This is a genomic window from Synechococcus sp. Minos11 (genome assembly GCF_014279855.1).
Lineage (GTDB): Bacteria > Cyanobacteriota > Cyanobacteriia > PCC-6307 > Cyanobiaceae > RCC307.
This window is the reverse complement of record NZ_CP047953.1, coordinates 255,025-281,659: the sequence shown is the minus strand read 5'-3', so window position 1 is coordinate 281,659 and position 26,635 is coordinate 255,025. Positions and strand designations below refer to the sequence as shown.

The 26,635-nt window shown below is 63.3% G+C and carries 27 protein-coding genes and 1 tRNA gene; 16 read left to right on the top strand and 12 right to left on the bottom strand.

The window, feature by feature from the left end:
• Window positions 1–23: 23 nt before the first annotated feature.
• Window positions 24–2,474, bottom strand: a complete 2,451-nt coding sequence (locus tag SynMINOS11_RS01375; RefSeq protein ID WP_186549355.1) for an iron uptake porin — start codon at window positions 2,472–2,474, stop codon at window positions 24–26.
• Between the two features lie 69 nt (window positions 2,475–2,543).
• On the opposite strand from SynMINOS11_RS01375, the gene SynMINOS11_RS01370 reads away from it, so the two are divergent.
• Together SynMINOS11_RS01370 and SynMINOS11_RS01365 are read left to right on the top strand one after the other, a co-directional pair.
• Complete coding sequence (locus SynMINOS11_RS01370; protein ID WP_186549353.1) at window positions 2,544–4,166, top strand: phospholipid carrier-dependent glycosyltransferase; 1,623 nt, start codon at window positions 2,544–2,546, stop codon at window positions 4,164–4,166.
• Complete coding sequence (locus SynMINOS11_RS01365) at window positions 4,142–5,281, top strand: glycosyltransferase (protein ID WP_186549351.1); 1,140 nt, start codon at window positions 4,142–4,144, stop codon at window positions 5,279–5,281. The genes SynMINOS11_RS01370 and SynMINOS11_RS01365 overlap by 25 nt, the downstream gene beginning before the upstream one ends.
• Here the strand turns inward: SynMINOS11_RS01365 and SynMINOS11_RS01360 are convergent.
• The gene (locus tag SynMINOS11_RS01360; RefSeq protein WP_186549349.1) at window positions 5,275–6,204 is read right to left on the bottom strand and encodes a hypothetical protein; all 930 of its coding nucleotides are present in this window, start codon (window positions 6,202–6,204) and stop codon (window positions 5,275–5,277) included. The two genes, SynMINOS11_RS01365 and SynMINOS11_RS01360, sit on opposite strands and share 7 nt — an antisense overlap.
• 21 nt (window positions 6,205–6,225) lie before the next feature.
• On the opposite strand from SynMINOS11_RS01360, the gene SynMINOS11_RS01355 reads away from it, so the two are divergent.
• Window positions 6,226–7,716 (top strand): glycosyltransferase family 39 protein, encoded by a 1,491-nt coding sequence (locus SynMINOS11_RS01355; protein ID WP_186549347.1) that lies wholly within the window; start codon window positions 6,226–6,228, stop codon window positions 7,714–7,716.
• A gap of 65 nt (window positions 7,717–7,781) precedes the next feature.
• On the opposite strand, the gene SynMINOS11_RS12795 is transcribed toward SynMINOS11_RS01355, so the two are convergent.
• Both SynMINOS11_RS12795 and psbD read right to left on the bottom strand, forming a co-directional pair.
• Window positions 7,782–7,907, bottom strand: a complete 126-nt coding sequence (locus SynMINOS11_RS12795) for a hypothetical protein (protein WP_255445438.1) — start codon at window positions 7,905–7,907, stop codon at window positions 7,782–7,784.
• Between the two features lie 81 nt (window positions 7,908–7,988).
• Window positions 7,989–9,047: a photosystem II D2 protein (photosystem q(a) protein) gene (gene psbD / locus SynMINOS11_RS01350; RefSeq protein WP_011934677.1), complete on the bottom strand. Its 1,059-nt coding sequence runs from the start codon at window positions 9,045–9,047 to the stop codon at window positions 7,989–7,991.
• Between the two features lie 133 nt (window positions 9,048–9,180).
• Between psbD and SynMINOS11_RS01345 the strand changes: the two genes are divergently transcribed.
• The 4 genes from SynMINOS11_RS01345 (at window position 9,181) to SynMINOS11_RS01330 (ending at window position 11,239) form a co-directional block, all read left to right on the top strand.
• Entirely contained in the window at window positions 9,181–9,444 is a 264-nt protein-coding gene (locus SynMINOS11_RS01345) for a hypothetical protein (RefSeq protein ID WP_011934676.1), read from the top strand.
• Window positions 9,445–9,449: 5 nt separating this feature from the next.
• Window positions 9,450–10,118, top strand: coding sequence for an ABC transporter ATP-binding protein (locus SynMINOS11_RS01340; protein WP_186549345.1), 669 nt, complete (start codon window positions 9,450–9,452; stop codon window positions 10,116–10,118).
• A gap of 16 nt (window positions 10,119–10,134) precedes the next feature.
• Window positions 10,135–10,206: transfer RNA gene (locus SynMINOS11_RS01335), tRNA-Asn, on the top strand.
• A gap of 250 nt (window positions 10,207–10,456) precedes the next feature.
• Window positions 10,457–11,239 carry a response regulator transcription factor gene (locus SynMINOS11_RS01330; protein WP_186549343.1) on the top strand — a complete coding sequence of 261 codons (783 nt, stop codon included), beginning with the start codon at window positions 10,457–10,459 and terminating at the stop codon, window positions 11,237–11,239.
• Here the strand turns inward: SynMINOS11_RS01330 and SynMINOS11_RS01325 are convergent.
• Genes SynMINOS11_RS01325 through SynMINOS11_RS01315 form a run of 3 tightly spaced genes read right to left on the bottom strand, consistent with a single transcriptional unit; the run spans window position 11,236 to window position 15,076 of the window.
• On the bottom strand, window positions 11,236–12,168 hold the full coding sequence (locus tag SynMINOS11_RS01325; protein ID WP_186549342.1) for a DNA polymerase III subunit delta': 933 nt from the start codon (window positions 12,166–12,168) through the stop codon (window positions 11,236–11,238). The genes SynMINOS11_RS01330 and SynMINOS11_RS01325 overlap by 4 nt on opposite strands.
• The gene (gene tmk / locus SynMINOS11_RS01320) at window positions 12,165–12,803 is read right to left on the bottom strand and encodes a dTMP kinase (RefSeq protein WP_186549340.1); all 639 of its coding nucleotides are present in this window, start codon (window positions 12,801–12,803) and stop codon (window positions 12,165–12,167) included. Before tmk ends, SynMINOS11_RS01325 begins: the two co-directional genes overlap by 4 nt.
• Window positions 12,800–15,076 (bottom strand): heavy metal translocating P-type ATPase, encoded by a 2,277-nt coding sequence (locus SynMINOS11_RS01315; protein ID WP_186549339.1) that lies wholly within the window; start codon window positions 15,074–15,076, stop codon window positions 12,800–12,802. The genes tmk and SynMINOS11_RS01315 overlap by 4 nt, the downstream gene beginning before the upstream one ends.
• 32 nt (window positions 15,077–15,108) lie before the next feature.
• Here SynMINOS11_RS01315 and SynMINOS11_RS01310 point away from each other — a divergent pair, with 32 nt between their 5' ends.
• Window positions 15,109–15,630, top strand: a complete 522-nt coding sequence (locus tag SynMINOS11_RS01310; protein ID WP_011934670.1) for a photosystem I assembly protein Ycf3 — start codon at window positions 15,109–15,111, stop codon at window positions 15,628–15,630.
• On the opposite strand, the gene radA is transcribed toward SynMINOS11_RS01310, so the two are convergent.
• A complete protein-coding gene (radA, locus tag SynMINOS11_RS01305; RefSeq protein WP_186549337.1) occupies window positions 15,631–17,022 on the bottom strand; it encodes a DNA repair protein RadA in 1,392 nt (463 codons plus the stop codon). It lies immediately after the preceding gene.
• Window positions 17,023–17,113: 91 nt separating this feature from the next.
• Here radA and rpaB point away from each other — a divergent pair, with 91 nt between their 5' ends.
• From rpaB to SynMINOS11_RS01280, 5 genes are read left to right on the top strand one after another with little or no spacing between them, the layout of a single operon-like run.
• The gene (rpaB, locus tag SynMINOS11_RS01300; protein ID WP_011934668.1) at window positions 17,114–17,872 is read left to right on the top strand and encodes a response regulator transcription factor RpaB; all 759 of its coding nucleotides are present in this window, start codon (window positions 17,114–17,116) and stop codon (window positions 17,870–17,872) included.
• Between the two features lie 5 nt (window positions 17,873–17,877).
• Window positions 17,878–19,095: a phosphate acyltransferase PlsX gene (plsX, locus tag SynMINOS11_RS01295; protein ID WP_186549335.1), complete on the top strand. Its 1,218-nt coding sequence runs from the start codon at window positions 17,878–17,880 to the stop codon at window positions 19,093–19,095.
• Window positions 19,092–20,093, top strand: a complete 1,002-nt coding sequence (locus SynMINOS11_RS01290; protein WP_186549333.1) for a beta-ketoacyl-ACP synthase III — start codon at window positions 19,092–19,094, stop codon at window positions 20,091–20,093. Before plsX ends, SynMINOS11_RS01290 begins: the two co-directional genes overlap by 4 nt.
• Before the next feature lie 35 nt (window positions 20,094–20,128).
• Window positions 20,129–21,022 carry an ACP S-malonyltransferase gene (fabD, locus tag SynMINOS11_RS01285; protein WP_186549331.1) on the top strand — a complete coding sequence of 298 codons (894 nt, stop codon included), beginning with the start codon at window positions 20,129–20,131 and terminating at the stop codon, window positions 21,020–21,022.
• Window position 21,023: 1 nt separating this feature from the next.
• Window positions 21,024–21,677 carry a lysophospholipid acyltransferase family protein gene (locus SynMINOS11_RS01280; protein WP_186549329.1) on the top strand — a complete coding sequence of 218 codons (654 nt, stop codon included), beginning with the start codon at window positions 21,024–21,026 and terminating at the stop codon, window positions 21,675–21,677.
• On the opposite strand, the gene SynMINOS11_RS01275 is transcribed toward SynMINOS11_RS01280, so the two are convergent.
• From SynMINOS11_RS01275 to SynMINOS11_RS01265, 3 genes are read right to left on the bottom strand one after another with little or no spacing between them, the layout of a single operon-like run.
• Window positions 21,640–22,200 (bottom strand): YdcF family protein, encoded by a 561-nt coding sequence (locus SynMINOS11_RS01275; protein ID WP_011934663.1) that lies wholly within the window; start codon window positions 22,198–22,200, stop codon window positions 21,640–21,642. The two genes, SynMINOS11_RS01280 and SynMINOS11_RS01275, sit on opposite strands and share 38 nt — an antisense overlap.
• Entirely contained in the window at window positions 22,200–22,796 is a 597-nt protein-coding gene (tsaB, locus tag SynMINOS11_RS01270) for a tRNA (adenosine(37)-N6)-threonylcarbamoyltransferase complex dimerization subunit type 1 TsaB (RefSeq protein ID WP_186549327.1), read from the bottom strand. Before tsaB ends, SynMINOS11_RS01275 begins: the two co-directional genes overlap by 1 nt.
• Window positions 22,793–23,041: a Ycf34 family protein gene (locus SynMINOS11_RS01265; RefSeq protein WP_186549325.1), complete on the bottom strand. Its 249-nt coding sequence runs from the start codon at window positions 23,039–23,041 to the stop codon at window positions 22,793–22,795. Before SynMINOS11_RS01265 ends, tsaB begins: the two co-directional genes overlap by 4 nt.
• 52 nt (window positions 23,042–23,093) lie before the next feature.
• Here SynMINOS11_RS01265 and SynMINOS11_RS01260 point away from each other — a divergent pair, with 52 nt between their 5' ends.
• From SynMINOS11_RS01260 to SynMINOS11_RS01250, 3 genes are all read left to right on the top strand, one after another.
• Window positions 23,094–24,254 (top strand): CCA tRNA nucleotidyltransferase, encoded by a 1,161-nt coding sequence (locus SynMINOS11_RS01260; protein ID WP_255445437.1) that lies wholly within the window; start codon window positions 23,094–23,096, stop codon window positions 24,252–24,254.
• Window positions 24,255–24,331: 77 nt separating this feature from the next.
• Window positions 24,332–24,766 carry an RNA recognition motif domain-containing protein gene (locus SynMINOS11_RS01255; protein WP_011934659.1) on the top strand — a complete coding sequence of 145 codons (435 nt, stop codon included), beginning with the start codon at window positions 24,332–24,334 and terminating at the stop codon, window positions 24,764–24,766.
• 12 nt (window positions 24,767–24,778) lie between these two features.
• Window positions 24,779–25,708 (top strand): alpha/beta fold hydrolase, encoded by a 930-nt coding sequence (locus SynMINOS11_RS01250; protein ID WP_186549322.1) that lies wholly within the window; start codon window positions 24,779–24,781, stop codon window positions 25,706–25,708.
• Here SynMINOS11_RS01250 and SynMINOS11_RS01245 read toward each other — a convergent pair.
• Entirely contained in the window at window positions 25,705–26,634 is a 930-nt protein-coding gene (locus tag SynMINOS11_RS01245) for a phytoene synthase (RefSeq protein WP_186549320.1), read from the bottom strand. The genes SynMINOS11_RS01250 and SynMINOS11_RS01245 overlap by 4 nt on opposite strands.
• Between the last annotated feature and the right edge of the window lies 1 nt (window position 26,635).

The window sequence follows — 26,635 nt, the reverse complement described above, 5'->3', positions numbered from 1 at the left end:
AATGAATCGCTGATGCGACTCGATCAGAAGGTGAAGGTGGTCTTGAGGACGCCACCTTGGACGTTGCCGCCTTCGCCCATCCCGGAGGGATTGTCGATGAAGAAGTAGGCGGGGGTGACAGCGATGTTGTCGGTGACCTGGAACTTGTACCAGATCTCCCAAGCGAAGGTCGAGTCGTCGGACTCCAGGAAGGAATCGTTGGAGCTGATGAAGGTCGGCTGACCAACAGCAGTACCCAGGTAGTTGCCTTGCAGGAAGATGTCGGGCCATTGCAGACCGACATACCAGGACTGGCTCTCGGCGTTGTCGCCGTCGCCAACCGCATCGATGCCCCAGATGTTGACATCTGCGTTGGCGGTGTAGCTGTTGACGCCCCAACCAGCGCTAACAGAAGGCATCCAGCGACCCCAGTCTTCAGGAGCAAACCAGCCGCTCAGAGCGAACGAGCTGGTGCTGAAGGTGGAGAGACCACCGAAGGGATCGGAGGCCAGAGGAGTACCGACGGGGATGTAACCGCCGTAGGCACCGCCTTGGTTGTAGGCGTAAGCCGCGGTCAGGTTCCAGACGTCACCCGTGTAGGCGATCTGAACAGTACCGGTGCCGTTGGAGTTGTCGTTGGCGATACCACCGACAGCGCCATCAGGGGCAGTTGCAGTCCCTTGTTGTGCGGAACTGAAGCTCTCGTTGCCAGCGCCAGCGACGTAGTTGGCGCTAACAGCAAAGCCGTCCATGCCAAGGAATTCGCCTGCGTAGGACAGACCAGCACCAGCGCCCAGGTTCAGGCTGTAGGTACCAGGTGCACCGGCGTAGGTGAAGAAGTCCATGATGGTCTCAGCCGGGTATTGGCTGGGCCACACGGCCAACATGTCATCCTGACGGACTTGAGGACCAGCGGTCACGGTCCAGGAATCGCCAACTGGGAACTGGTAGAACAGGCGGTTGACGTTGAAGCTTCTGGTACCGCCTTCTTCGAAAGCGATCTCAGCACCAGTCACGGGGAAAGGAGTACCCGCGAAGGTGTTGTTTTGGAAGTTGCCGGAACGCAGGCGAGTGCGCAGCAAGTCCTTACCAGTGAAGCTGGTGTTGAAGTCCAGGCGGACGTCGTAGTTGAAGCTGACAGCTTCGCCCACTGCCACATCGCCAGAGAAGAGGTCCTTCAGCAGCTTGCGGGCTGCATTCTTGACGTACTTCTGGTTAGCGAGAACAGGACCCAGGGAGCCGTACTCAGCAATCGATGCGTTGAACGGATCGGTGTAGACGTTGGTGTTGGTGAAATAACCACCGTCGGCGATCTGGTAGCCAGGGTCGTTGACGTTGAACGTGGCCGAAGTGGAAACAACGTTGTTGTTGTAACCAATCATCGGGGCGTTCTTGGCCTTACGGGAGGCATTACCAAGACGAACCAGGTTGGCCAGGTCGGTGGAATCCAGGGTGAAACCACCCATGGCCACGCCGGCCTTGTCCAAGCCCTTGAGCTCAGCATCCTTCTTGTAGTTACCGGGGGTCAGGCCGATACCAAGGGGAAGATCATTAGTGCCGAAACCAACGGTGCCGAAGGTGTCGCCATTGCCGCGCAGACCGGTGACAGCCAGCTGGCCGGAGACGGTTGTAGCACCGCCGATGATGTTCTCGAGGGTGACAGGAGCAACTGCAGCGTTATTGAGCGTGGCGGCAACAGAAATGTTGGCCAGGCTTGAATCGGAGTAGTTGGTGGGGTTTCCGTCGTAGCTGCTGACGTCAGCAACGGCGCCAGCACCAGTTTGACCAGACCAGGTTGCACCTTTCTGGAAGATGCGGCCTAGGCCAGCCTTGGAAGTACCTGCAACTTCAGTAGCGAAGTTGTTGAAGCCGCTACCTGGGGTCAGGTTGAGGCCATTGTTCTCAATCGCATCCGCGTAAGAAGCGACTTCAGCCAAGCCAGCTGCACTGTTAACAGCGGGGGATTTGCCGCTGTCGTTGTAAACAGCGCCACCCAGCCAGAAGAAAGCAACACCACTGAGTTTGGTGGTGGTGGAGAACTGGGTTGCAGCCAGCTCAGCAGTTTGAGCTTCGAGGCCGTCAACACGGGCCTTCAGCACCACGAGTTCCTTTTCGAACTCCTTCATCAGGCGCTTGAGCTCTTCGGTGATCTCGGTCACGCGATCGAGGCAAGCGTTCAACAGAGCGGCCGCTTCGTAGCGGGTCAGTGCAATGTTGCCCTTGAAGGTGCCGTCGGGGTAGCCAGCGACGCAGCCATAGGTCTCAACCAAGTTGGCGAGAGCCTGATAAGCCCAGTCGGTGGGGTAGACGTCAGAGAATTGGCTGACGGAAGTCACCTGGCCCATTTGTGCCTCAAGGGCACGCATGCGGTCGGTGTCTTGTTGTTGGGTGTAGCGGTTGACATTGCCCATGTCGAAGCTTTGAGCCTGGGCAGCCACAGGGGCAGCCAGACCGAGCACGACAGGTGCAAGCAACAGCTTGCGAAATGCGTTCATGGTCCTCACACACAGAGAGATGGCGCAATGCGCCTTCCTGATATTCATTCCGCTGTTAAATAAAACAACATGGGTGTGTACCAGAAAACAATTGGCCCAATCACTGCCGTGCCAATCCGTCGACTGGGACCCCTCTTCCTTTTCTGGCTCGCTGCTCTCGCGCTGCTGCTGATCCCCGGACTGGATCTACCGATCAGAGATTGGGATGAAGGCATCGTGGCCCGCGTCGCCTATGAGCGCGGCGACGCACTGCTGCAGTGGCTGAGTGGGCAAGCCCCATTCAGCAACATCTGGCTGCCCACCTATTGGGATGCCCCCTATCTCAACAAGCCCCCTGGCCTGCACCTACCCGCCAGCCTTCCCTTGCTGCCATGGATGTCTGCCAGCGAAGTGCCGCCGGCCTGGGCGGTGAGGCTGGTGCCAGCCCTGGTCGCTAGCGCCGTGGTGCCGCTGGCCGGATTGATCACGCGCCAGCTGAACCACAAACAACAAGGAGCAGCGATGGCCGCCGCTGCGATTGCTCTAACGCTGCTGCCGTTGATGCGCCATGGCCGGCTGGCCATGCTCGATGGGGCCTTGGTCAGCGCTTCAGGGCTGCTGTGGTGGCAGCTGCTGCTCTGCCGCCAATCCAGGGGCTCGAAGCTGTTGGGCTGCGGCCTGCTGTCGGGGCTGGCCTGCAGCGCCCTTCTTCTCTTGAAGGCACCGCTTGTGATTCCCGTGCTGGGGATCGGCCTGCTGCTGTTGCTGCTCGAGCGGCAGCTGGGCGCTCAGCAATGGCTTGTCCTCTTCTTAGGACTCTGCTTAGGACTGCTGCCTGGGCTCGGCTGGCATCTCTTCCATTGGATGCAGCGAGGCAGTGATGCGCTGCTGCTCTGGGGCGGTGATGGCGCTAGCCGCGTGCTGCTCAGCGCTGGGGAAGGCAGTGATCTGGGTTGGCGCATTCCCTTCTTAGAGGTCTTGGAAGGTGGTTGGCCCTGGCTGGCGCTGTGGCCCTTTGCTGTTGTACTGGCCTGGAAACAGCGCCATCTCAGCGCCGGCCGCTGGCCCTTAGGGCTGCAGCTGGGCATGGCGGCGGCTGTATTGCCCTTGCGCACGCAACTGCCCTGGTACAGCCACATCCTTTGGCTGCCATTTGCGCTGCTCTGCGCTCCGCCCCTGGCGCAGCTGGTTGCAAGCGGCAAACCCAAAGCCGTGAGCTGGCTATGGCTGCTGCTGGGCCTGGCGCTGCTACCGGTTGCTCTGCTCAAGCCTGAATTCAGAACTGTGTTGCTTCCCGCCAGTGGTGCCTTGTTGGTCGGCGGCTGGGGCCTACGGCCTGCCAGCAGCATCAAAGTTCAAGCGGCCGGCGCGATGGTGGGCTTGTGGTGGCTGGGCTTGCTGCTGCTGTTCAGCGGACCGCTCTGGCACTGGGAGCTCAATGAACACCGGCCCGTGGCTGCTGCCGCGGAGCTAGCCCGCACGGCTGACCCCGAGCTGCCGATCGCCCTATGGGGCCAAAGCGAACGGCCCAGCTTGAGCTGGCAAAGCCAAAAGCGCCTGCAACAGCTGTCCAAACTCGGGCTTTCCAATGAGCCGTTGCAATTGCTCAGCCCACCCGGCGCACCGATCCCAGAAGTGGCGGGTCAGCAATGCCGCCAACAGGGCTCCAGCGAAGATGGCTGGCTTCTATGGCTGTGCGCTCCTATCCCGTGACGGTGTCCTCCCCGCCTTTAAGCCTGAGCGTGGTGCTGGCCACCTTTAACGAGAAGGACAACCTGGGGCCGATGCTCGAGCAGCTCAAGGCGCTGCTTGGTCAGCGCTATCAGCTCGAGCTGGTGGTGGTGGATGACGACTCTCCCGATGGCACCTCGGAACTAGCGCGCCAGCTCGCGCGTCAAGACCCACGCATTCACTTGATTCGCCGCGTTGGCCGCAGCGGCCTCTCCAGCGCCATCCGCGAAGGACTACTGGCCGCCTGCGGTGAGGTGGCCGTAGTGATGGATGCCGATGGCCAACACGAACCAGAAGCAGTGCAGCGAGCGGTTGACCGGCTGCTAGCTGGCGATCTGGATCTGGTGATGGGCAGCCGCTTTCACCCGGAGGCCAGCATTGCCGGGCTTTCAGCCAGCCGGCAAAAGGGATCGGAGAGGGCCAATCAGCTGGCTCGCTTCAGTCTTCCCGCGTACGCTCAGCTCTCCGATTACATGAGCGGCTTTTTTGCCCTGCGCTTGGAGAGGTGCAACAGCGCCATCCGCTCTGTTGATGTCTCGGGCTTCAAGTTCCTCTATGAGCTGCTGGCAGTGAGCAAAGGCCAACTCAAGGTTGAGGAGATCCCCCTCAATTTCCGCTCACGCCAGGCGGGCGACTCCAAGCTCGACAACGCCGTGGTTTGGGATTGGCTGGTGTCGCTGGTGCACACCGCCACCTTTCGGCTGCTGCCCAGGCGTGCGGTGAGCTTTGGCATGGTTGGCGTTAGCGGCATGGTGGTGCATGTGGGGCTTTATGCCCTGCTGCGCAGCGCCGGTGTTGGTTTTTTTGGAACCCAGGTGGTGGCGGTGATCACGGCCGCCTGCTCCAACTATTTGATCAACAACTCCCTCACCTTCCGCAGCCGGCGGCTGCGGGGCCGCTCGCTGGTGATTGGACTGCTGAAATTCCTGCTGGTGTCGTCCCTTGGCATGGCCGCCAATGTGGGGGTGTCGACTGTGGTGTTCGCCAGCATGCAGGGCGGGCCAATCGCGATGATCGCCGTGGCCAGCGGCATCCTGGTGGACTTCATCTGGAAGTACGCCGCCTCCTCGCGCTTTGTTTGGAACGTGCCCTACTGAGGCAGCTCGCGGCTGAGCCAGGCGGCATAGCCATCGGAGTAGCGCTGGCGGTAGCGGCTGCGCTGGGGCTCCGGCATCCGGTAGGACCCACTCGCCCAACGGCTGAGGGCACCATCGAGCAAGCGGCGCAGGCCGCGCTGCCAGCGGTGGCGCGCTTGTGGGGTGAGCCAGGCGCAGTGGCGATTCAGCCAAGCCAGCAGGTTTAAAGCGCTGGGGTTGAGGCCGCGATTGCGCTGACGCTGAGGCTCAGGCGGCCAGCCCGCTGCAGGAGCATTGCCGAGCAACTGCAAAAAATCAGCGCTCAAGCTGCCGCCTGCTTGGGGCGGAAAGGCGCGGGGCTGCAACACCGCCTCACCAAACACAGCCCGCCAGCGCCGCAGGCTGGCGCTGTGATCACAGATCAAGGCCACAAAGGGATCGGCTGGATCCGCCGGCAGGGGCCGCTGATCGCCTGAGCGCACCATCGTTGAAAAGAGCGATTCGATCAGCGCTAACGGTTCGCGCAGATAAATCACCACCTGTTGAACCTCCAACCCCAGCTCCAATAAGAGCTGCTTCAAGGTTTCGATTTCTTCAGGGCGCTGCAGGCTGAGATGGAAGTGCTCAGAGCTAAGAATCACGCCCAGCTCATCTGGCACGGCCTTGAGTTGAGCCTCAAGCTCGGCCTTCACCTGCTGGCGAAAGGCCAAACGCTGCTGGGGCTCCACCAAACGAAGCGCCCGCAGCAGTTCATCGCGTTGATCATCGATGGCAATGCAGGCCGCCGCCAGATCGCGGCGATCGGGCCGGCCAACAGCCGGCAGATAACACCAGCCGGCTTCAGCCAGGGCCTGCTGATGCTCAGCGAAGTACGCCTGCAGGGATGTGGAGCCGGTCTTGACCGTTCCCACATGCAGCATCAAGCGGCGAGATTGGGGCGCCAACAGCCTTAAGTTGACCCGCACATGCGGCCGAGACTAATCAGCACCCGATCGGTCTGGCCCCTGCTGCTGATCGGCGCCGCCCTGCGGCTGGTGAATCTGCACGCTCCGCTGTTGGGGGTGCACAGCTGGCGGCAAGCCGATACGGCAGCCATCGCCCGCAATGCCTTTGAAGCTGGCCTGCCCCTGTGGCTGCCCCAAGTGGATTGGGGCGGGGCGAGCAGCGGCTTTGCTGAAACCGATCCACCGCTGTATTCCCAGGCCGTGGCCTGGCTCTATGGCTGGTTTGGCGTGCAGGAATGGTTGGCCCGCGGCCTCAGCCTTGTGCTGAGCTTGCTGGCCCTGTGGCTGCTGGTGCGCCTAGGCCAGCGCTTGCTGGGCGCCGATGCCGGCTGGTGGGGCGGGCTGCTGTTCGCCGTGCTGCCGTTGAGCGTGTTTTATGGCCGCTCGATTCAGCCAGAGAGCCTGCTGCTGGCCTGCAGCGCCTTAGCCCTGGAGCGCGGCTTGGCCTGGAGGCACGGCGGGCACTACCGCGATCTGGCCCTGGCCAGCGGTGGGCTCACCGGAGCTGTGTTGATCAAGGTGCTGCCGGCCCTTTGGTTGGGCTTGCCGCTGCTCTGGCTGGCTTGGCTGCGCCATGGCCCAGGCCTGCTGCGGCGCCTTGAGCTATGGCTGGTGGCTGCGGTCGTTGTGGGCGTAACGGGGGCTTGGTACTGGCATGCCCATCAGCTGTTTTTGCAAACGGGTTTGAGCTTTGGCTTTTGGGGCGCCGGAGCCAATCGCTACAGCTGGAGCGAGCTGATCGGCCCTAGCTACTGGGGCAACCTGCTGCTGCGCACCAGCGTGCGCGGGCTGGCGGTGTTGGGCCTGCCGCTGCTGGTGATCGGTCTACTCAACAAGCAGCTGAAAGCTGAGGCACGGCTGCTGCCGATCGGCTTGGTGTCGGTGCTCGCTGCCGGAGCGTTGGCGCCGGAATCCAGCGGGGTGCACGAGTACTACCAACTGCCGCTGCTGCTATTTGCCTGCCCCTTGATGGGACTGGGCTGGGTGCAGCTCTGGCAGCAGGCGGGTCACCTCAGTCGACGCTGGCTCACTGGCGCCATGGCCCTGCTGCTGGGCTGCTCACTGGTGGTGCTGAATCTGGAGTATTGGGCCAAAGAAGTGCCCGAGGGCAATCCCACCTGGGAGTTAGCCCAGCGCATTCGAAATGAAACACCGCAACAGGCGCGGATCATCAGCGTGAGCGGCGGTGATCCAACGCTGCTGTATTTGGCGCACCGCAAGGGCTGGCTCAAAGGCCCAGGCGCCATCACCGAAAGCTGGCTGAAGGAACGCCAAGACGAGGGGGCGACCCACATTGCCGGCAGCTGGGAGGTGATCCAGAGTTATGCGCCTTTCCCCGACAACGGCGCCAAGGCGCGCTTGCGGCAACTCTTGGGCCCACAAGCCAGCCATGGGCCCAACTACGTGGTGACGTTGCCCTTGCAAAACGATGCCCCCGGCTCACAACAGTGAACCGGGGGCTCTCGCCGGGTCCGCTATGGCACGGAACCGTTTTGATCAGGACTCGGATACCTAAATCAGGCGGCCTTCTCCGCGATCAGCAGACCCTGAATGAAACAACTGTGGGACATGACACCTCCTGTGAAATAAGCCTGACCGGCAAGGCCTTCGGCAAACGCACCGGCGAGCCGGGCATTGGCCACCTCACTGTCAAACGGACTCCACGAGCGTAACCAAAAAAAAAGGGCGCCCGCAGGCGCCCTGAATGCAATCGAAACCTCGGATCAAAGAGCGTTGCCGCGGGGCAGGACCTCTTCGGGGAAGATGAAGTTTTCGTGGGGTTGGTCGGCCGGAGCCATCCAGGCGCGCAGGCCTTCGTTCAGAAGAATGTTCTTCGTGTAGAAGGTCTCAAATTCAGGGTCTTCAGCAGCCCGGAGTTCCTGGCTGACGAAGTCATAGGCGCGCAGGTTCAGTGCCAAGCCGATGATGCCGATGGAGCTGGTCCACAGGCCCATCACAGGCACGAACAGCATGAAGAAGTGCAGCCAGCGCTTGTTGGAGAAGGCGATACCAAAGATCTGACTCCAGAAGCGGTTGGCGGTGACCATTGAATAGGTCTCCTCTTCTTGGGTGGGCTCAAACGCCTTGAAGGTGTTGGCGCCGTCACCGTCTTCAAACAGGGTGTTTTCCACCGTGGCGCCGTGGATGGCGCACAGCAGTGCGCCGCCGAGGATGCCGGCCACGCCCATCATGTGGAAGGGGTTCAGGGTCCAGTTGTGGAAGCCCTGCAGGAACAGCAGGAAGCGGAAGATCGCTGCCACTCCAAAAGAAGGAGCAAAGAACCAGCTGCTCTGGCCGAGGGGGTACATCAGGAAAACGCTGACGAACACCGCAATCGGGCCGGAGAAGGCGATGGCGTTGTAAGGACGAATGCCCACCAGGCGGGCAATTTCGAACTGACGCAGCATGAAACCGATCAGGCCGAATGCACCGTGCAGTGCAACGAAGGCCCAGAGGCCGCCGAGTTGGCACCAACGCACGAAGTCGCCTTGGGCTTCAGGGCCCCACAGCAGCAGAAGGCTGTGGCCCATGGAGTCCGCTGGGGTGGAAACCGCAGCGGTGAGGAAGTTGCAGCCCTCGAGGTAGCTGCTGGCAATTCCGTGGGTGTACCAGGAAGTGACAAAGGTGGTGCCGGTGAGCCAGCCGCCAAGCGCCATGTAGGCACAAGGGAACAGCAGCAGGCCGGACCAGCCCACAAAAACGAAACGGTCGCGCTTCAGCCAGTCATCGAGGACGTCGAACCATCCCCTCCCAGCTGGTGCACGCCCCACGGCGATCGTCATGACGTTGGCTTTACGAAGCTTTACAAGCGAAATGTAGGGGCCCCGCCAGGGGTTTGGGGGGTTTTGCCCTCCAGAAGGGGTATTTCTACTTAGCGGCTTTTCTCCTTAGGGTGAGCCGACTGCTTCCAATGTCATGTTCGTTGTTGAGCTGAGCCTCAAGTTGTCGCCGATGCCCATCAGCGTGCAGCGCAAAAGCCTGGAAGCGGCCCAAGGCTTGTACGGCGAAATTCGCCAAGCCATGGAGTCGGGCCATCCCCAGCTGATGGATCTGCGCTGCGAAAAATCAGAGGAAAAACAGATCTGCCTGCGCAGCAGTGAAATCGTTTCGGTGCAGCTGTATGAAAAGAGCGCCATGGGCGCCGGCAGCAAGCGTCCTGGCTTCAGCACCGGCGGCTGATCGGGGTGATTCCGCTCGCAGTTGAGCGCCTGCGCTACCGCTGGCCCAATGGCAACAGCGCCTTAGAGCGCTGCAGTTTTTCAATCCCTGGCCCTGGCCTGTGGATGCTGGTGGGCGGCAATGGCAGCGGTAAAAGCACCCTGCTGCGGCTCATCGCTGGCTTGCTCGAAGCCGAGAGCGGCGTCATCCAAAGCCCTGGGCGCCCAGCGCTGGTGTTCCAAAACCCCGATCACCAGCTGCTCTTGCCCAGCTGCGGCAGTGAGCTGGCCTTCCATCTGCCGGAAGAAACAGCGCTGAGCACGGCGGTGATCGATCAGGCTCTCAAGCAAGTGGGACTGGAGGGTATGGCCGATCGCCCGATCCACAGCCTCAGCGGCGGCCAGAAGCAGCGACTGGCGATTGCTTCAGGGCTCTTAAGCGGTGCCCAATTGCTGCTACTGGATGAGCCCACAGCCCTGCTGGATCCCGAGAGCCAGCAATCGGTCTTGCAATTGATCCGCCAGCTCAGCCCACCGCTGACGGCGTTGTGGGTCACCCACCGGCTCGAAGAGCTGGAGCAGTGCGATGGAGCTCTTCAGCTGGAGTGCGGCGTTGCTGGCCCATGGCAGAGCGGAGCGGAGCTCAGGCGGAAATTGGAGCGTCAGGGGTTGCCCGGAAGCGCGGCTGGCAGGTAGGTTCTTGCGGTTCCATTCCTCGGTAGCTCAGCGGTAGAGCGGTCGACTGTTAATCGATTGGTCGCAGGTTCGAATCCCGCCCGGGGAGTTTTTTTCCATTCACAAACCGGCCCGTTTCTTGGATGGTTGACATCGAAGAAGCGGGCTTTTGTGTGATCAAATCCATAGAGATTCTTAAGTTCCAACGTAATTCCTGCTTTTTGATGCAAAAGCATCATTCAAGCCTCCATAAAAAGCAGACGAAGAAAAGAATCTCCCTATAGTCAAATCAGAAAAACCGCAAGATCGTTCGGGCACATTCCGCTTCCGCGATCCAACTGCCCTCCCGCGAACGTCCAATGAAGCCCTGCATCCTGCTGATCGAAGACGACCGGGACATGCGCGAGCTCGTTGCCGGCAATCTCGAGCACTCTGGTTTTGATGTTCAAAAGGCCGATGACGGCATCAAGGGTCAAGCCCTGGCATTGCAATACATCCCCGATCTGATCGTTTTGGATTTGATGCTGCCTCGGGTGGATGGTCTCACCCTGTGCCAGCGCCTGCGCCGCGATGACCGCACCGCGCAAATTCCGATCCTGATGCTCACTGCTCTGGCGGGCACCAAAGACAAAGTGACGGGCTTCAATTCCGGGGCCGATGACTACCTGACCAAGCCTTTTGAGTTGGAAGAACTGCTGGCACGGGTGAAAGCACTGCTGCGCCGCAGCGACCGCGCTCCTCTCTCCAGCAAGCACAGCGAAATCCTCAGCTTTGGCCCCATCACCCTGGTGCCCGAGCGCTTCGAAGCCATCTGGTTTGACCAGCCCGTGCGGTTGACCCACCTGGAATTTGAACTGCTGCACTGCCTGCTGCAGCGCCATGGGCAGACCGTGGCCCCTTCGTTGATCCTCAAAGAGGTGTGGGGCTACGAGCCCGATGACGACATCGAAACCATCCGGGTTCACATCCGCCACCTGCGCACCAAGCTCGAGCCCGATCCCCGCAAACCTCGCTTCATCAAAACGGTGTATGGCGCTGGCTATTGCCTGGAGCTTCCCAGTGGAGCCAACCTCGATGACGCCAGCCGCGTGATGAAGGAGTTCCGCGCCGAGCGCCAGGGCAACCTCGAGCAGATCGCTTAGGCGATCAGATCCAACAAGGCCACTTCCCAAGCCAACCGCGGCTGAACGTGGCCAACCAAATGGCGGCGCAGCTTGGTCAGCCTCCGCTGCACGTTGTCTTGGGCTTGCTGGCGCCAAAGGTGCCATTGCCACCACTGCAATAACCAGAGCTGCTGCTCGGTGTCGAGCGCTTCACACACCTCACGGGCCAACGTGAGCGCATCGATCGGCTGGGTGGGGAGTTGCTGCAGCTGGGCCAACAGCTCAGGCGGCAGTTCGGCCCAACGCTCACGCCACAAAAGCAAGGCGCCAGGGGACCCAGCCGCTAAATCCACCAGCGCCGGGGGATCGTCTTGGGCGCCGCCCACCAGCTGCAGCATCGTGTGAGCCGGCAATGGCTTAAAGGGGATGCGCTGACAACGGCTCAAGATCGTCGCCAACAGGCGCTCGGGGGCTGCGGTGATCAACACCAGCAGGCCCTGGCCAGGCTCCTCCAAGGTTTTCAGCAGGGCATTGGCTGCAGACTCAGCCATCGCCTCAGCCTGCTCAATCACGACCATGGAGCGGCTGGCATCCAGGGGCGGCCGCGCCAAAAAACGGCTGACTTCGCGGATCTGCTCCAAGCGGATCTGGGGCAGGGTTTTCTTGCTCAAGCCGCGCTCTTTGGCTTCGGTCGCTGTGATGCGCTCGCCTTTCTCCAAATAGGTGGGCTCCACCCAGATCAAATCGGGATGGTTGCCCTGTTGCAGCCTGCGTCGCAAGTCCGAATCGGCCTGAGCTCCACCAGCGCAAAGGCCTTCCAGAAAACGGCGGGCCGTTAAGGAGCGCCCCACGCCATCGGGCCCGGCAAACAGATAAGCCGGGGCCAGGCGCTGCTGATTCAAAGCAGCAGTGAGCAGCTCAAGGGCCTGCTGCTGCCCTTCGATGCCGGCAAACAGCGCCTCACTCACAGGGCCAACTCCAAACCCTCACGCACCAGCTGCTGCACCTGCCGGTGCACCTGCTCAGGGGGAAGCGAGGCATCCACCCGCCGCCAAAGCGGCCGCTGGCTCAGCTCAGCAAAGCCTTGATGCACCCGCGCCAAAAAAGCCAAACCTTCGGCTTCGATGCGGTCTTGCTGCTGGCCGGAGCGGCGCTGGGCGGCCAGCTCAGGCGATAGCTCAAGCCAGAGGCAAAGATCTGGCTGCAACCCCGCCGTGGCCAACTGCTCCAGCTGGGTAATCAAATCAAGGTCCAAACCGCGGCCATAGCCCTGATACGCGGCCGTGGAGCCGCAATAACGATCGCTGAGCACCCAATCACCAGCAGCCAAGGCAGGCTCCAATCGGGTCTGAACATGTTGGGCGCGATCAGCCGCATAGAGCAGCAGTTCAGCGCGGGTGGCTGGGGCCTGCTCCTCGGGCGGATGCAGCAGCAATTGCCGCAGGGCCTGGCCCAAAGCGGTGCCGCCGGGCTCGCGGGTGGTGATCAGCTGCGCGCCAGCGGGCATTAGGCCACTGGCTGGCAACCAATCAGCCAGGGCCTTGAGCTGCGTGGTTTTGCCGCAGCCATCAATGCCCTCCAGCACCAGAAACCGGCCTCTCATGCCGGAGCGCGTAGCAGCAGAGCATTGGCCACCACCGTGATCGAACTCAGTGCCATCAACAGAGCGGCCAAAGGAGGGGTGAGCAAGAGGCCAAAGCCTGGCAGCAGCACCCCAGCGGCCAAGGGCAACACCAGCAGGTTGTAACCGAATGCCCAGCTGAGGTTCTGGCGAATCTTGGCCTGGGCTGAGCGGGCCAAGGCCAGCGCTTGCGGCACTGCCATCAGGCGTTCCCCAAGCACCACCAAATCAGCGCTGTCCTGGGCGATCTGGGTGCCGGTTCCCACCGCGATGCCGAGATCAGCTGCCGCCAAAGCTGGGGCGTCATTGAGGCCATCACCCACCATCGCCACCGGGCCAGGGGCCTGGTGCAACCGCTGGAGCTTGTGCTCAGGCCGCAGCCCCCAAGCCAATTGATCCGTCTGCAGAGAAAGCTGCTGGCCCAGCTGCCGCACGGGGCCCTCACGATCACCGCTGAGCACGGCCAAGGCCAAGCCATCTCTGCGCAACTGGGCCAGGGCCTCAGCCGCATCGGGGCGCATGGCATCGCGCACGGCCAACAGCCCCAACAGCTCCTGGCCATGGGCCAAGGCCAGCACCGTGGCTCCGCCCTGCTCCTGCTGCTGCTGCCATGAACTGGCCTCAGCCGGCACATGAACACCGTGGTGCTCAAGCCAGGCCAAACGACCCAAACGGCAGAGCTGCTGCTGCGAATCCAATTGCCCCTCGACGCCATCGCCGGCCTGGGTGGTGCTGCTGCTGCTGCTCAGCAAGCTCAAGCCCTGGCCTTCAGCGGCCTGCAGCAGCGCCCACGCCAAGGGGTGGCGAGTGGTTTGCTCCAAGGACGCAGCCAGTTGCAGCAAACCCGAAGCATCCAGGCCATCAGCGATCACCAGCTGGTCTTCCAGCAGGGGCCGGCCGCGGGTGAGGGTGCCGGTTTTATCCAGCAACACCGTGCGGACCGAAGCAGCCACCTCCAGCACATCGCCGCCGCGGAACAGCAGGCCCAAATGGGCGGCGCGGCCGGTTGCCACGCTAATGGCTGTGGGGGTGGCCAGCCCCAACGCGCACGGGCAAGCCACCACCAGCACGGCAATGGCCAACTGCAAGGCCAGGGCAAAGGGGGTTTCCGCGCCACTGCCCAAGCTGCGGTGATGGCCCGGGCCATGGGCCATGCCATCCAGCACTTGAGGGAAAAGATCACTGCCCAGCAGCCACCAGAACAGGAACGTGGCCAGGGCCAAAGCCATCACGATCCAGGTGAAGCGGCCCGCCCAGCGATCCGCCATGGCCTGCACCGGTGCCTTACGGGCCTGGGCCTGCTCCACCAGGGCAATCACTCGGGCCAGCGCTGATTCCGATCCCGGCCTGAGCACCTTGAGATCCAGCGGCGCCTGCAAATTGAGGCTGCCGGCGGCCAATTCATCACCACTGGCCACGCTGCGGGGCAATGGTTCGCCGGTGAGGCTCGATTCATCCAGCGATGAGCTGCCATCGATCACCACCCCATCAACGGGCAAGCGATCACCCGGGAGCACCCGCAGATGATCGCCGGGCCGCAGCCCACCGACACGGATGCTGCGGGTGGAGCCATCCCCCAGCAGCAACAGGGCGGTTTCAGGCTGCAATTGCGCCAGCTCCTCCAGCGCTGCACCCGTGCGGCGGCGGGCGCGGGCTTCTAAAAAGCGGCCCAGCAGCACAAAGCCGAGCAGCATTACCGGCTCATTGAAAAAGCAAGACCAGCCCACCGAGGGCCAGATCAAAGCCACCATGCTGGCCAGATAGGCCGTGCCCACGCCCAAGCCCACCAGGCTGTCCATGCCAGGAACGCCCTGGGCCAAGCCTTTCCAACCGCGCACCAAGATCGGCCGGCCCGGGCCGGCCAAAGCGACTGTGGCCACCAGGGCGTGCAGGCGCATATCGGCGAGCACACCGCCACTACTGAGGTGGCCGGCACTGCTGATCAACAGCAGCACCAATGCCACCACCAGCTGTCGCCAGCAGCTCCACCAGCTCTGCTGCTGGCGGGCTTGCTGCAGGCGCTCCAGCTCACCGTCTGGATCGCGCAAATGGCCTGGGAAGCCAAGGGCGGCCAGGCTTTCCAGCAAGGATTCCGCCGTTGCAGGGGGCTCGAGTTCCACCCAAGCCGAGCGGCTCAGCAAATTGACGCTGGCCTCCTGAACCCCAGGTTGGGCGCGCAGGCGCTTCTCCACAGCGCTGACGCAGCCGCCGCACTTCATGCCTTCGATATCAAGAAGTAGCGCTTCTGGAGCCATGCCCCAAGCTAGGAACACTTCGCTAAGGCGCCTTGCCTCGCAGTCAACGCAACGACAACTTCATCGATAAGAGCTTCACGGTGATGGCGGACCTGATCCTCAAGGTGCTGCCAACCAACCAGAAAGCCAAGGAAGCCTTTGCCTACTACCGCGATGGCATGAGCGCCCAAGGCGATGGCGAATACGCCGAAGCCCTGGAGAACTACCAAGAGGCGCTGCGGCTCGAGGAAGACCCCAATGACCGGGCATTCATCCTGTACAACATGGCCCTGGTCTACGCCAGCAATGGCGAGCACAACAGGGCTTTGGAGCAATACGAACAGGCCCTGGCGCTCAACGCCAAGATGCCGCAGGTGCTCAACAACATGGCGGTGATTCACCACCATCTCGGCAGCATTGCCCAGGAAAAAGGTGAGAGCGATGAAGCCGATCGGCGCTTTGATTTGGCCGCTGATTTCTGGAGCAAGGCGATCCGCCTGGCACCGAACAACTACATCGAGGCCCAGAACTGGCTGAAGACCACCGGCCGCGGTTCAGCTGACGTCTACCTCTAACTAGTCATCAGCCGGGTTGACTCCCAGCGCTGCCACCAAGGCCTCAGCAATGCCGCTGGCCTCTTGAATCGCCAACTCAGGGCAGCTCACCCCGCTGCCTTGGGGCACCACAGCGCGGCGGAACCCCAAACGAGCGGCTTCCTGCAGGCGCAGCTCCAGCTGCCCAACGGGCCGCAACTGACCGCCCAAACCGAGTTCACCCACCAGCACCGTGCCGGCGGGCAGGGCTAAATCGCGAAAGCTGGCCACCACCGCCGCGGCCACACCCAGATCTGCGGCCGGTTCTTCCACCTCCAAACCACCAGCCACCGCCAGATAGCAGTCGAACCGCGAGAGGGGCAGGCCCAAGTGCTTCTCCAGCACAGCCAGGATTTGATGCAAGCGGTTGGTGCCGATGCCGGTGGCCATCCGCCGGGGGCTGGCGTAGCTGGTTGTGCTCACCAGAGCCTGCAGCTCTACCACCAACGGCCGCGTGCCCTCGCAGGCCACGATCGTGGCCATGCCCACCGATCCTTCCGGGCTTCCTAAAAACAGCTCGCTGGGGTTGCTGACCTCCAGCAGACCGCGATCGCGCATCTCAAAGACCCCCAGCTCATGGGTGGCGCCGAAGCGATTTTTCACCGCCCGCAGCAGCCGGTGGCTGGCAAAACGATCCCCTTCAAAGGTGAGCACCGCATCCACCAGGTGTTCGAGCACCTTGGGGCCCGCCAGCATCCCTTCTTTGGTGACGTGACCCACCAAAAGCAGAGCGATATCGAGCTTTTTGGCCAGCCGCTGCAGCGATGCCGCGCACTCACGCACCTGGGCCACGGAACCCGGTGCACTGCTCAAGTCAGCGTCATGCAGGGCCTGGATGCTGTCGATCACCGCCACATCAGGCCGCAGGGCTTCGAGCTCCTGGAGCACGTGTTCCAGATCGGTTTCAGCCAGCAGCTGGGGCCCATCCCCATCACTGCCGGCAGCGGCCAACCGCTGCCAGCGCAACTTCACCTGCTGGGCTGATTCCTCCGCACTCACATAGAGAACGCTTTGGCGTTGGGCCAGATCTGCAGCGGTTTGCAGCAGCAGGGTGCTTTTACCGATGCCGGGGTCACCACCCACCAGCACCAATGAGCCCGGCACCAAGCCACCGCCCAAGACCCGATCCAGCTCAGCAAAACCGGTGCCAAGGCGCTGCACAGCCCGCTCCCCCACTGCAGCCATGGCCTCTGAGCGGCGCGGCGCTGGTTCAGCCGCTTCGGCGCTCTGGCGGCGGCGCCGGCCATCGGGCGGCGGACCACTGGTCTGCTCCACCAGGCTGTTCCAGCTGCCGCAGGAGGAACAGCGGCCAAAAAACTGGCGGCTCTGGGCTCCACAGTTTTGGCACACGTAGGTGGTGACAGTTCGGGGCACCGGGGTTTATGAAGAATGGTGATTGTTCGGACTTGAACTCGACCGAGTCTCGGTTGAGTGGTCCGGACCTTGATTGTCCGCACACGACACCATGGCGGTTGCTGCCCCAGCCCACAACGGCAAGGAGACCATCCTTGTGGTGGATGACGAGGCCAGCATCCGGCGGATCCTCGAGACCAGGCTCTCGATGATTGGCTACAACGTCGTGACGGCGGCCGACGGCGAAGAGGCCCTCGAAGCGTTCCACCGCGAGCCCACCGATCTCGTGGTGCTCGACGTGATGATGCCCAAGCTCGATGGCTATGGCGTCTGCCAAGAGCTACGCAAGGAATCGGACGTGCCGATCGTGATGCTTACCGCCCTCGGTGATGTGGCCGACCGCATCACGGGCCTGGAGCTCGGCGCTGATGACTACGTCGTGAAGCCCTTTAGCCCCAAGGAACTCGAAGCGCGCATCCGCTGCGTCCTGCGCCGCGTTGAGAAAGAGCACGGCGGCGGCTCGATCCCCAACTCCGGCGTGATCCAGGTGAGCGATCTCAAGATCGACACCAACAAGCGCCAGGTGTACCGCGCTGGTGAGCGCATCCGCCTGACCGGAATGGAATTCAGCCTGCTGGAGCTGCTGGTGAGCCGCTCGGGTGAACCGTTTAGCCGCGGCGAAATCCTCAAGGATGTTTGGGGTTACACCCCTGAGCGCCATGTGGACACCCGGGTGGTGGATGTGCACATCTCCCGGCTGCGCTCCAAGCTCGAAGACGATCCTGCCAACCCCGAATTGATCCTCACCGCTCGCGGCACGGGTTACCTTTTTCAGCGGATCATTGACGGCGCCACTGGCGAAGGAGCCTGACCTCCATGGCGGAGCCCCAATCCCTGCCGGGTCGGACCCGGCGGCCGCGGCCCCGCCGTGCCATTAAGCGCCTGGTGATTTGGTATCGCCGCACCGGTCCGGTGATTCGGCTGGTGAACACGGCCAATTCCGCTCTGGGCCCGCTGCGCCTGGGCCAAACCCGCCCTGGCGGCACCACTGCCGTTAAAGGGCCAAGGCTCTCCATCGCCGTGGATGGCATGGGCGGCGATTACGCCCCCGGGCCAATCCTGGAAGGATGCCTCGGCGCCATCGAAGAACTGCCGCTCAAGGTGATGTTCTTCGCCGAAGAGAAACCGCTGCAGGCGGCCATCAAGGCCCTCGAGCTGCAAGAGGCCGTGGATCAAGCCGTGGCCAAAGGCCACCTGGAGCTGATTGCCAGCGGCCCCTCGGTGGGCATGGACGATGAGGCCACCAGCGTGCGCCGCAAACGCCAGGCGAGCATCAATTTGGCCATGGACCGGGTCAAAGCTGGCGAAGCACTGGCGGTCTACTCAGCCGGCAACTCGGGGGCTGTGATGGCCGCAGCCATCTTTCGCCTCGGGCGGCTCAAGGGGATCGAGCGACCCGCGATTGGAGCCCTGTTCCCCACCAAAGACGTGGGGCAGCAGGTGCTGGTGCTCGATGTGGGGGCCAACACCGACTGCAAACCCAGCTACCTGCACCAGTTCGCCCTATTGGGGAACATCTATGCCCGCGACGTGCTCGGGGTGAAGCAACCCCGCGTGGGGCTGCTCAACATCGGCGAAGAAGAATGCAAGGGCAATGAGCTCGCCCTCAAAACCCACCCCCTGCTGGTGGAAGAAAAGCGGCTGAACTTTGCTGGCAACTGCGAAGGACGCGATGTGCTCTCGGGCGAATTTGATGTGGTGGTTTGCGATGGCTTCACCGGCAATGTGTTGCTGAAGTTCCTCGAATCAGTGGGCAGCGTGCTGTTGGAGGTGCTCAAAGCTGAGCTGCCCCGCGGCCGCCGCGGCAAGGTGGGCTCCGCCTTTTTGATCAGCAATCTGCGCCGCATCAAGAAACGGCTCGACCACGCGGAACATGGCGGCGCCCTGCTGCTGGGCGTTGATGGCCTCTGCGTGATTGGCCACGGCAGCAGCAAGGCCCGCTCGGTGATGGGCGCCCTGCGCTTGGCCCATGCGGCAGCCAGCCACAACACGCTCGATAACCTGCACCGCCTCAGTGATGAGGGTGTTGGATGAAGGGGATCCGCCTGTGCGGCAGCGGGGCCGGTGTGCCGCGCCTGCGCATCAGCAATGACGATCTGAGCGGCAGGGTTGAAACCAGCGATGAATGGATCCGCACCCGCACAGGAATTGCTGCGCGCCGCGTGGCTGATGAGAGCGAAAGCCTCACCAGCCTGGCGGCCGCCGCCGGCAAGCAAGCCCTTGAGCGCGCCGGCTGGGATGCCAGCAGCGTTGATCTGATCCTGCTGGCCACCTCCAGCCCCGATGATCTGTTTGGCTCAGCCCCCAAGGTGCAGGCACTGATCGGCGCTGGATCAGCCGTTGCCTTTGATCTCACCGCCGCCTGCAGCGGGTTTCTGTTTTCCCTGGTGACGGCAGCGCAGTACCTGCGCACCGGCGCCATGAGACGGGCTTTGGTGATCGGCGCTGATCAACTCAGCCGCTGGGTGGATTGGGATGACCGCCGCAGCTGCGTGCTCTTTGGTGATGGCGCTGGTGCTGTGGCCGTCGAGGCCTGCCCCGCTGACAACGATGGCTTGCTGGGTTTTCGCCTCAACAGCGACGGCGCCCGGGGCGATTGCCTGACCCTGGCGCAAACCAGCGAGCGCGCTGAACTGCTGCCTGGCATGAGCCACCAACGCGGCGGCTACGCGCCAATCAGCATGAACGGCCAAGAGGTCTACAAATTCGCGGTGCGAGAAGTGCCAGCGATCCTCAAAAAGCTGCTAGCCGACACCAACACCGAGCCCGCCAGCATTGATTGGCTGCTGCTGCACCAGGCCAACCAGCGCATCCTTGATGCTGCAGCTGAACGGCTGGGCATCGCCGCAGACAAGGTGCTCAGCAATCTGGCCAACTACGGCAATACCTCAGCCGGCACGATTCCGCTGATGCTGCATGAGGCCGTCAGTGATGGGCGCATCCAAAGCGGCCAACTGATTGCCAGCAGTGGCTTTGGCGCCGGATTGAGCTGGGGTGCTGCCCTGCTGCGCTGGGATGGTCCCACCAGCTGACGCGTAGCCTCCTGCCCACCGCAGCGAGAGGCGCAATGGGCAATGCATGGGTGTTTCCAGGGCAGGGGTCGCAAAAACAAGGCATGGCTGCGGGCCTCACCGAGCACCCTCTGGGCAAAGAACGCTTTGAGCTGGCCTCTGAGCTGTTGGGCCGCGATCTCGCCGCCATCTGCGCCGGGGAAGCCACTGGTGAGCTGAGCGATCTCAACGACACTCGCAACACCCAGCCAGCCCTGTTTGTGGTGGAGAGCTGCCTGGTGGATTTGCTGCATGAGCAAGGGCGCCAGGCCGAGCTGCTGGCTGGCCACAGCCTGGGCGAGGTGGTGGCCCTCTACGCCGGCGGCGTCTTTGATGCCCGCACCGGCATTGAGCTGGTGATCCGCCGCAGCCAACTGATGGCGGCCGCTGGTGGTGGTGCCATGACCGCGGTGATGGGTTTTGAACGCTCAGCGCTGGACGACGCCGTTGCCAATACCGCAGATGTGGTGATCGCCAACGACAACAGCGACGCCCAGGTGGTGCTCTCGGGCAGTAAAGACGGCGTAGATGCTGTGGTGGCCGCAGTGGCCTGCAAACGCGCAGTGCCGCTGGCTGTCTCGGGTGCGTTCCACTCCCCGTTCATGGCCGAGCCGGCCGCGGCCTTTGCCGAGAAGCTCGATGGGCTGAGCTTTGCCGATAGCCGCGTGCCGGTGCTGAGCAACACCGATCCCACCCCTTGCACCGACGGCGGGCAGCTCAAACAACGGCTGCGCGCCCAGATGACCACCGGTGTGCGCTGGCGCGAAACGATGCAAACCCTTGCTGCTGAAGGGATCAGCACCACCGTGGAAGTGGGCCCTGGGGCGGTGCTGAGCGGTTTGATCAAGCGCAGCCTCAAGGGCGTCACCTCTGCTCAAATCAATGGGCTGGAAAGCTTGGGGCAGGCCTGAGATGGCCAGCTCCGCTCTTGTTCCATCGCCGCCGCCAAGCCCCACCTACCGGGTGGTGAAGTGGGCCTTCGTCACCCCACTCTTTCGGCTGTTCCTACGCGGCCGCTGCCGCGGCATGGAGCTGGTGCCCCTGAGCGGCCCCTTGGTGGTGGTGGCCAACCACGGCTCGCACCTGGATCCACCGCTGCTGGGTCATGCCCTGCCGCGGCCGGTGAGCTTCATGGCCAAGGCCGAGCTGTTCAAAATCCCTGTGATTGGCCCGTTGATCCGGGCGATGGGGGCCTACCCCGTGAGCCGCGGTGCCAGTGATCGCGAAGCCATCCGCACAGCCCTGCGCCGCCTGGAGGAGGGCTGGGCCACGGGCGTGTTCCTTGATGGCACCCGCAAAGCCTCTGGCCGGGTGGAAGCCCCCCAACTGGGGGCCGCCCTGCTCTCAGCCCGCAGTGGCGCGCCTCTTTTGCCTGTGGCGCTGGTGAACACCCATAGGGCCTTTGGCCCCAAGCAGCGCTGGCCACGGCCGGTGGCTGTGGAAATTCGCGTCGGCCAGCCGATCGCGCCGCCGGCCAGCCGCAGCCGCGCTGATCTGGACGCCACCACAGCGCAGTGCCAACAGGCGATCAACGCCCTGCTGGAGCACCCTGCATCTCCTCTTTGAGGTCGCGGCCACTCACCACCCACACCAACGCCCGCACCCCATCACCCCAAACCTTGCTGCGCCGCTCGGGGCGGCAGTCATCACCGCAGGGCACCGGCACCGGGGTGAGATGGATGCCGCGGCTGCCAGCCACCACACGACCCACCAGCAAAGCCCGGTCCATGTGATCACTGCTGGTGACCAGCAAGACATGGCGAATGCCGCGGCGACGCAACCGGTCCACCAGGGTGGTGAAGTTGCTGAGGGTGTCGCGGGCGGCGTAATCGAGCTGCAATTTCTGGGCATCAACGCCCTGGCCTTCAAACACCCACTGGGCATATTCCGGGTTGCTGCCGCCGGTGATCAGCACCGGCAAATTGCTCTGGCGCGCCAAGGCAGCGGCTTGCTTTTCCCGCTCCACATCACCGCCCAAAACCAGGATCATTTGCGGTGGCGGCATCCAGGGCTCCAGCAGCCGCGGCAACAAGCGCCAACCACCCCAGAGCAGAAGCACCACCACACTCCATCGAAGCAAGCGCCGCATCAGCTCTGCACCGGCGAGGTGGGATAGATCGGCAGCACGGGCTGCCACGGGCCTGGCTGCTTGGCTTCAGCCGCCGCCTGGCCCAGCTGCAACAGCTGCAAGGCGTCAGCCGCCGCATCCATCTCCGCTTCCCAGCTGGGACCGGGCAACTCGCTCCAACCCTGGCGGTAGAGCCGCGGCGCTTCCAGCTCCACCACACCTTGGCTCTGCCAGCAATAGCGGCCGGCCACCACGCCCCGGCGCGGCAAGGTCTGACCGATCCAACAGGCGCCCAGGTCCTGCAGCTCCTGCTGCCTGCGCCTGGCAATCAGCTCAAAGCTGCCCCAACCCCACAACGGGCAACCCAACTGCTGCGCCAAGGTGCGCGCCAACACCACCGTGAGACGCGTGCCAGTGAAGCCGCCAGGGCCCGTGGCCACAGCCAACCACTGCAGCTGGGGCCAACGGGCTGCCGGCAACAGCTCCTCCACCGCTTCAAACAGACCATTGGCCAATTGCCGGCCCAGGGGATGGGCTATCGAGCGGCTCTGGCCGCCATCAAGCAAGGCCAAACCAAGGGCTGGGCTGCAGCTATGCAGGGCAAGGGCGCAGCTCATGTGGGCACCGGCGCCCCAGGGCGCAAACGCTGCCAGTGGCCGCGATCGAGGGCAAAGCTGCTGCAGGAGCGCACATCCCACTCGATGCCCCAGCTGTTCTCGATGGGGCGCAAACTCACGTGGATGCGGGGCTGCTCAGGCTCAAACTCAGGCTCAGCGTTGAGGTGGGGTTCACCGTGCTGCGTTTCAACGCGGTGGTAGGCCTTGCACCGGTCCACCCACTGGCAGTCAACACAGATGCACATCGCCGCGGTGGACCGCTGTTGATGGGAATTGTGCCGCGGCCAGGATGAGGTGATGCATCCCCTCTCCGCCACGCAAGCTGCCGCGCAGGCCTGGGAAGCTCTCCAGCCGGAGCGCTGGCCTCTTGCACCGGGCTGTTTTCCGCCCGGCAGCGCCTTGGTGGGCGGAGCCGTTCGCGACGCGCTCCTGCAGCGGCTGGGGCCCTATCCGGATTTGGATCTGGTGGTTCCGCAAGGGGCCATCAAGCTCTGCCAACACCTCGCGAAAAAGCACCGTGGCACCGCTGTGGTGCTCGATCGCGAGCGGGACATGGCCCGGCTGGTGCTGGGCCCCTGGAGCTTGGATCTTGCAGCCCAAGAGGGCAGCGATCTAACCAGCGACCTGCAGCGGCGCGATTACGGCATCAATGCTTTGGCGCTGCCGCTCCCCCCTGGTGAGGCACTGCTGGATCCCACCAGTGGGCTGGGCGATCTCGCCACGCGCCAGCTGCGGGCCCTGAGCGAAGCCAACCTGCTGGCTGATCCGCTGCGACTGCTGCGCGGACCCAGGCTGGCAGCCGAGCTGAATTTCAGCCTGGAGAGCACCACCGCTGCGTTGATCAGGCGCCACGGCGCGGCCCTGCCCCAGGTGGCTGCGGAACGGGTGCTGGCTGAACTCGAGAAATTGGCCAGCTGCCCAGGCGGTGATGCCGGGCTGCAGCAAGCCAGCGACTTGGGCCTGCTGCAGCCGTGGGAGCGGCCCCTCACCGCTGGAGAGCAGGGCTCACTGGAGGTGGCTGGCCTCAGAGATGAGGAGCTGCGCACGGCGATGCCCCTGGCGCGCTTGGCCCAGCGCTTTGATGGAGCCGCCTTGGGCCAGCTCAAAGCCAGCCGCAAGTTGCAACAACGCTGCGGAATGCTGCGCCACTGGTTCGAGCAGCTCAGCCAGCCCTTGGGGGAAGCCGCGATGCTCCAGCTCTGCCGGGAGCTGGAGGAAGACCTCCCAGCCCTGGTGCTGCTGGCTCCCGGCGCAACCGATGGTTGGCTACAACGCTGGCGCGATCGCACCGATCCGCTGTTTCACCCGCGCAGCCCACTCGATGGCCGCACCCTGCAACGGGAGCTGGGCTTAGCTCCTGGGCCGCAGCTAGGGAAGCTGATGGAACAGCTAATGCTGGAACGCGCTTTTGGGCGTCCTCATTGCATAAAAACGGCCAAGGGTCTGTGCCGTGATTAACTTTCCTCTGGCCATCACGTGACCCTGCCTTTCAAGGACACCGAACGCAGCCTCTCTTTCTTTCGCCTAAATCCCCGATGAGCACTCGTCTCTACGTCGGCAATCTGCCCCAGAACTTCGACCAAAAAGAGTTGGAGGGGATGTTTGCGGCGGTCGGAGCAGGTGTGCGTTTCAAAGCAGTTCTCGATCGCGACACCGGCGTATGCCGCGGCTTTGGCTTCGTCAACCTCGATGACCCCAAGCTCACCGATGCGGTGATCGAGCAGTTCAACAACCGCGAATACGGCGGCAACCAGCTGCGCGTTGAAGTGTCCGAGCGCCGTGAATCCCGCGGCAACGACCGCGGCGGTGATCGTCGCCGCGGCCCCGGTGGCGGTCCTGCCGTGGCACGCAAGAGCGTCGACAAGGTGGTGCACAGCGAGCCCGCCGACAAAGAAGCTCCCGACCCACGCTGGGCCGGCGAACTCTCCAAACTGAAGGACCTCTTGGCCAACCAGAAGGCCTCGGTCTAAAACCCTGCCTCCATGCCCCTCCCTCCCCTGCAGCACTGGACCTGGCAGGGGGAGGAGGGGATTTTTGCGGTTGGTTACCGGCAGCAGAGCTGTGAAAACAAATGCGCTCCTGTGCTGTTGGTGCATGGCTTTGGCGCCAGCAGCGACCACTGGCGCGCCAACATCGCGCCACTCGCCGAGCAGCAACCCGTTTGGGCTCTGGATTTGCTGGGTTTTGGCAGCAGTGACAAGCCCCGCTCACGGCTGGTTGATGAGCCCCAAGGGCCTGGTTCGGTGCGCTACTGCTTCGACCTCTGGGCCCAGCAGGTGGCTGATTTCGCCTGCCAGGTGGTGCAGCCCCAAAAGCCTCTGCAGCTGGTGGGCAATTCCATTGGCGGAATTGTGGCCCTCAGGGCTGCACAGCTGCTCAGTGAGCGCGGCCAGGCACCTGGCCAAGTGATTCTGCTGAACTGCGCCCAGCGCGCCCTCGATGACCGCCGCGCCGCCCTCTTGCCGATTTGGGAGCGCTGGAGTCGCCCGATGGTGAAGCGATTGGTGCGGCAGCGTTGGTTACTGCAGCCGCTGTTTCGAACCGTGGCCCGGCCCCTGTTTGTGCGCCAGGTGCTCGCTCAGGCCTACCCCAGTGGCGCCAACGTCGATCAGGATCTGATTGAGTTGCTGCTGCGGCCAGCGCGGCAGGCCGGCGCAGTGGAGAGCTTTCGCGGCTTTGTGAACCTGTTCCGCGACCACATGGCCCCCGAACTCCTGCCGCAACTAGAACTGCCCGTGCGCTTGCTATGGGGCGCCGCCGACCCCTGGGAACCGATCGCGGAAGCTCGCCGCTGGGCCGAGCGCCACAGCTGCATCCAAGAGCTGCATGAGCTGCCCGGCGTGGGCCACTGTCCCCACGACGAAGCCCCCGAGCAGGTCAACCCAGTGCTGCAGCGCTGGCTAGCCGCCTAGCGGGCCTGCGCGATCAGATAAGACAGCGGTAGGTCCATCAACTTGCCCACCCGCGGCACATAGGCGCGGTGGTTGAACACGTCGTAGTTGAGGCGCTCGATGGCATCGAGGATGCCGCGGTAGAGCCGCAACGAGGTCCACACCGGCCAACGGGCATCTGGGGCCAACCAGCGCACCCCAGCCTCAGAGCGCGCAAACCACTCACGTGCCCGCTCCAGCTGGAAGGCCATCAAGGCGCGCCAGTTGTCATTGAGGGTGCCGGCCATCAGCTCGGCTTCGGAATAGCCAAAGCGCTGCAGGTCTTCCTGGGGCAAGTAGATGCGGCCGCGGCCGCGGTCTTCGCCCACATCCCGCAGGATGTTGGTGAGCTGGTTGGCAATGCCCAAGGCCACAGCCGCCTCGCTGGTGTCGGGGCGTTCGCTCCAAGGGGCTGTGGTGTAAGCCGGATCGAGGCCCATCACTTCTTGGGTCATCAGGCCAACGGTGCCGGCCACGCGGAAGCAGTACTGCTTGAGCTCAGCGAAATCGGAATAGCGGTGCTTGGCCAGATCCATGCGCTGGCCCTCGATCATCTCGAGGTAGGCCTCGAGAGGCTGGGGGTAGTTCTCGATCACATCGGCCATCACCCGATCAAGACCATCGCGCACCTGGCCGGCGAACAGCTCGCGGGTGCGCTGCTCCCAGGCATCCAAACGGGCGCTGAGTTCAGCCACCGGCAAGGCCTGGGCCTCGGGGCTGTCCATCAGCTCATCGGTGCGCCGGCACCACACGTAGATCGCCCAAATCGCCCGCCGCTTGGCCGGCGGCATCAGCAGCGTGCCTAGATAAAACGTCTTGGCCCAGCGCTCGGTTTCAACCCGGCAGTCCTCATAGGCCTGCTCAAGTGCAGGAACCCCAAGCGCAGGAGCAGGCGGGCTTAAGACCATG